The organism is Actinomadura sp. GC306 (assembly GCF_004348665.1).
In the GTDB taxonomy this organism is placed as follows: Bacteria; Actinomycetota; Actinomycetes; order Streptosporangiales; family Streptosporangiaceae; genus Spirillospora.
On record NZ_SMKM01000386.1, the window covers coordinates 1 to 4,740 of the forward strand.

Below are 4,740 nucleotides of genomic sequence, written 5' to 3' on the forward strand. Positions count from 1 at the left end.
GTCCGGCGCACCACCGCGGCGGCGCACCGGACACCGGACTCAGTCCTCGCCGCCCCGGCACCCGAACCCGTATCGGCGCCCGCGCCCTTCCCGCCGCCCGGCTCCGCGCCCTCGCTCTCCGCCAGCAGCTCACCGATCCGCGCCGCCGCCAGCCGCTTGAACAGCCGGTGCTCGCGGTTCCGGTCCAGCACCGCCACCTCCAGCGACGTCGCCTCCAGATGCCGGTCCGAATCCTGCGCCTCCAGCGCCCGCACCGCCGTCCGCAACGCGTCCGACAGCGACGACCCCTCCCGGTAACCGTCCTTCAGCGACTGCGCCACCGCATCGGCCTGCCCGCCCATCGCCACATAACCGTGCTCGTCCGCCACCGAACCGTCGAACGTCAACCGGTAGATCTGGTCCGTCTCCGCGTCCTCGCCCACCTCCGCGACGACCAGCTCCACCTCGTACGGCTTGTTCGTCTCCGTGAAGATCGTCCCCAGCGACTGCGCGTATACGTTCGCCAGCCCCCGCGCCGTCACGTCCCGGCGGTCGTACTGGTACCCGTTGATGTCCGCGTACCGGACACCCCCCAGCCGCAGGTTCTCGAACTCGTTGTACTTCCCCACCGCCGCGAACGCGATCCGGTCATAGATCTCACTGATCTTGTGCAGCGCCCGCGACGGATTGTCCGCCACGAACAGAATGCCGTCGTCGTACTGCAGCACCACGACACTGCGGCCACGCGAAATACCCTTCCGCGCATAATCCGCCTTGTCCTTCATCTGCTGTTCGGGCGACACATAGAACGGCATGGACACCGGTCAGGATCCCTTCTATCGCAGCGGGGCGGTCGGACCGCCCGGCGAGTCGTAACGTCCGTCGACGACGGCCTGCGCCAGCGCGCCCACCTCGTCCTCGCCCAAACGGCGATACCCGTCCGACGTCACCGACGCCACCACGGGGAAGATCCGGCGCGTCAGATCCGGCCCGCCGGTCGCCGAATCGTCGTCCGCCGCGTCGTACAGCGCCTGGACGCACACCAGCCCCGCGTCCTCCGCCGACAGATCCGGCCGGTACAGCTTCTTCAGCGCACCCCGCGCGAACACCGACCCCGAGCCCACCGAGTGGAAGTCCCGCTCCTCGTACCGGCCCCCCGCCGGGTCATAGGAGAAGATCCGCCCCTCGTCCCGCTCCTCGTCATAGCCCGCGAACAGCGGCACCACCGCCAGCCCCTGCATCGCCATCGCCAGGTTCTGCCGCACCATCGTCGCCAGCCGGTTCGCCTTGCCCTCCACCGACAGCGTCCGGCCCTCGCGCTTCTCGTAGTGCTCCAGCTCCACCTGGAACAGCCGCACCATCTCGATGCCGATGCCGGCCGTGCCCGCGATCGCGATCGCCGAGAACTCGTCCGCCCGGAACACCTTCTCGATGTCCCGCTGCGCGATCACGTGCCCCGCCGTCGCCCGCCGGTCACCCGCCATCACCACACCGCCGGGGAAGGTCACCGCGACGATCGTCGTCCCGTGCGGGATGTCCTCCCCCGCCCGCGACACCGGCGGCGTCCGCCCGGCCGGCAGCGACCCCGGTGAGTACGCCCCGAGAAACTCCGTGAACGACGACATGTCCGGGTTCGCAAACAACCCCGGCAGACGCCCGGTATGCGATTCGTGGGACGCCACGCGACTCCCTTCCCCTCAACCATGGCGCCGGCTCCCTCACGACCTCCACCGGCGCGGACGAGTACGACCCTACTGTTCAAGGTCGCCCGCGCGCATGCCGCATGATCCCCGGCCGAGTCAGCCCACGGCGAACCCCGCGGCGCATCCCCCGTGTTCACTCCACCCAGACGGGCCCCTCCCGCACCATCCCGAGGTGCGGATTCGCCTTGCGGTACTCCCCGTCCGCCGCCCAGTACGCCGCCCACCCGCCGCGCGGCACCTCCGCCGGATCCACGTCCGGGACGGTGAACGACAGACGCGTCCCGCCGCCGCGGGCCGGGACCGGCACCACCAGCCCGCCCGTCAGGTAGTCCGCCGCGCGGCGCAAGGCCACCGGGTCGTCACGCAGTTGCCCCATCCCGGAGTTGCACCCGTGGCACGCGATGCCTCGCACGGCACCGGTCTCATGGTCGTGGTCGACGTGCTTCGCCGGGAAGTCGAAGCAGACGGCGCAGAGACCGACCTGCATCCTCAGCAGCCACTCGGCGTCCTCGTCGTTGATCCCGTACTTCTGCCGGAGGTGGTAGTGCCTCGTGGACGCGAGGGAGTCCGCTCTCTTCCGCCAGTCAGGGTCCGAACGAACCCGCTCCGGACCGCCGAACACCCTCGCACCGGTCTCGAGTTCCAGCCGCCGCGCGTGTGAGCCGTCCAGCTCCAGGTACTCCGCCGCGAGACGCAGCCGCTCCGGGTCGTCCTCGAACTGGCCGAGCCCGCCGTTGCACTTGAAGCACAGGATGCGGCGGACGAGCCCGGTCATGTGGTCGTGGTCGACGTGCTTCGCCTCCGCCCGGAGGCAGATGACGCAGACGCCGCCCTGCTCGGCGATCATCCGCTCGACCTCTTCCTCGGTCACGCCGTAGCGCAGCTTCAGAAGGTAGTTCCGTCCACTCCCGTGGTTGCGCGCCCTTATCCCCGCCATGACCTTGTTGTGACACGGTCGGCAGTAGTTCGCGAGTCCTGACTTCTGTGAACGATTGCTGCCGAACTCGTCGATCGGCCTCGGTTCCTGACATCTGGGGCAGTACTTCATACCTTCCGGCACGTCCGACAGCCTTCGATAGGGCCTGGGCGCTTTGCCCAGCTTGGCCTGCCTCTTTCGATATGAGCGACCATTTCGAATCCCGAGACAGGGCCTGCAGTAGTGCGCCAGCCCATCTTTGGACGCCTTGTTCTTCGAGAACTCTGCGGCCTGCTTGATTTCCCCGCAGTCGGGGCACCTTTTCGAATGCATGGGCGGGACCTTACCGGTCCCGCCCATGCATTTACGTTGCCTTTGAGCAATGTCGCTATTGCTATGGAATGACCCTTGAACACTGTCCGATCAAAACGGACAAACCAGGATCATTCACCGCCTTTTTGCACGTAAGATCGGACAAAGTCCTCTGCGTTCTCTTCGAGAACTTCGTCTATTTCGTCCAGAATTGAGTCCACGTCGTCGGTGAGCGCCTCGTGGCGCTCCTGGACGTCCTCGGTGGTCGTGGCCTCGGTCTCCTCGACCTCTTCCGTGCGCCGGGTGGTCTGCTTCTGACCGCCGGTGTCCTTCGTGGCCATCTCGTACCTCCGCTCTGCCGGTCCTTCCGACCCTATCCCCGATCTTCGGCGGTCAGCGGATCTTGAAATCCGTTTTCCCGCCGCCGCGCCCGGGGGGCCGGGGACTTGCTCGGGTTATCGCCGGTCCACCGCCCACTGAAACGGGCATAGCAGTCACGAAACCGAGACCTCGCCCATCGGTGCAGGTCAGCGGTGCGATAGGACTCGATAGTCACACTATCCAACGGGGACGATCATGAGCCCGGACGACTCGCGCGGCGTCCGGGCTCGGCGGGTCCGGGTCAGCTCTGGCCGGTCAGGGTGGCCACCAGGTCGGCGGCCGTGCGGCAGCGGTCCAGGAGCGGCCCCACGTGCTGCTTGGTGCCGCGCAGGGGCTCCAGGGTGGGGACGCGCTGCAGGGACTCGCGGCCCGGGACGTCGAAGATGACGGAGTCCCAGGAGGCGGCGGCGACGGAGTCGGCGTACTGGCGCAGGCAGCGGCCCCGGAAGTAGGCCCGGGTGTCCTCGGGCGGGTCCTCGACGGCGGCCTCGACCACGTCCTCGGTGACCAGGCGCTGGATCCGGTCGCGGGCCACGAGGCGGTTGTAGAGGCCCTTGTCGGGCCGGACGTCGCTGTACTGCAGGTCGACGAGCTGCAGCCGCGGGTGGGACCAGTCGATGTTGTCGCGGCTGCGGTAGCCCTCCAGGAGTGCGAGCTTGGCGACCCAGTCGAGTTCGCGGGAGAGCTGCATGGGGTCCTCGCCGAGGCGGTGCAGGACCGATTCCCAGCGGTCGAGGACGTCCTTGGTCATCTCGTCCACGTCGGCGCCGAAGCGGTCCTCGACGTACTTGCGGGACTGTTCGAGGTACTCCATCTGGAGCTGCACGGCGGTCATCTTGCGGCCGTCGCGGAGCGTGAGGAGGTGCTTGCAGGACGGGTCGTGGGAGATGGCGCGGAGGGAGGCGACGGGCATGTCGACGGAGAGGTCGACGGTGAGGAAGCCGTCCTCGATCATGGCGAGGACGAGCGAGGTGGTGCCGAGCTTGAGGTAGGTGGACAGCTCGGCCATGTTGGCGTCGCCGATGATGACGTGGAGGCGGCGGTACTTCTCGGGGTCGGCGTGGGGTTCGTCGCGCGTGTTGATGATGGGGCGCTTGAGGGTGGTCTCCAGGCCGACCTCGACCTCGAAGAAGTCGGCGCGCTGGCTGATCTGGAAGCCGTCGCCGCGGCCGTCGACGCCGATGCCGACGCGGCCGGCGCCCGCGACGACCTGGCGGGAGACGAAGAAGGGGGTGAGGTGCCGGACGATGTCGGCGAAGGGGGTCTCGCGGCGCATGAGGTAGTTCTCATGGCAGCCGTAGGAGGCGCCCTTGTTGTCGGTGTTGTTCTTGTAGAGCTGGATGGGGTGGGTGCCGGGGACCATGGCGGCGCGCTGGGCGGCGTCGGCCATGACGCGTTCTCCGGCCTTGTCCCAGATGACGGCGTCGCGGGGGTTGGTGCATTCGGGGG

General features: G+C 68.2%; 5 protein-coding genes. All 5 read right to left on the minus strand.

Annotation, left to right across the window (positions count from 1 at the left end; genetic code table 11):
• On the minus strand, positions 1-794 hold a 794-nt coding region (gene prcA, locus E1200_RS31280; protein WP_131955943.1), incomplete at its 3' end, for a proteasome subunit alpha.
• 21 nt (positions 795-815) lie between these two features.
• Positions 816-1,604 carry a proteasome subunit beta gene (gene prcB, locus E1200_RS31285; RefSeq protein WP_131955935.1) on the minus strand — a complete coding sequence of 263 codons (789 nt, stop codon included), beginning with the start codon at positions 1,602-1,604 and terminating at the stop codon, positions 816-818.
• A gap of 211 nt (positions 1,605-1,815) precedes the next feature.
• A complete protein-coding gene (locus E1200_RS31290; RefSeq protein WP_243708993.1) occupies positions 1,816-2,619 on the minus strand; it encodes an endonuclease VII domain-containing protein in 804 nt (267 codons plus the stop codon).
• 422 nt (positions 2,620-3,041) lie between these two features.
• Positions 3,042-3,251, minus strand: coding sequence for a ubiquitin-like protein Pup (locus tag E1200_RS31295; protein ID WP_131955939.1), 210 nt, complete (start codon positions 3,249-3,251; stop codon positions 3,042-3,044).
• A gap of 281 nt (positions 3,252-3,532) precedes the next feature.
• Positions 3,533-4,740 (minus strand): depupylase/deamidase Dop (gene dop / locus E1200_RS31300; RefSeq protein WP_131955941.1); only part of this gene is annotated, 1,208 nt, incomplete at its 5' end.

Bases quoted from the DNA above. Each gene is read 5' to 3' on its own strand.
- E1200_RS31295 (WP_131955939.1), bottom strand. From the start codon at position 3,251: ATGGCCACGAAGGACACCGGCGGTCAGAAGCAGACCACCCGGCGCACG.
- E1200_RS31290 (WP_243708993.1), bottom strand. From the start codon at position 2,619: ATGGCGGGGATAAGGGCGCGCAACCACGGGAGTGGACGGAACTACCTT.
- prcB (WP_131955935.1), bottom strand. From the start codon at position 1,604: ATGTCGTCGTTCACGGAGTTTCTCGGGGCGTACTCACCGGGGTCGCTG.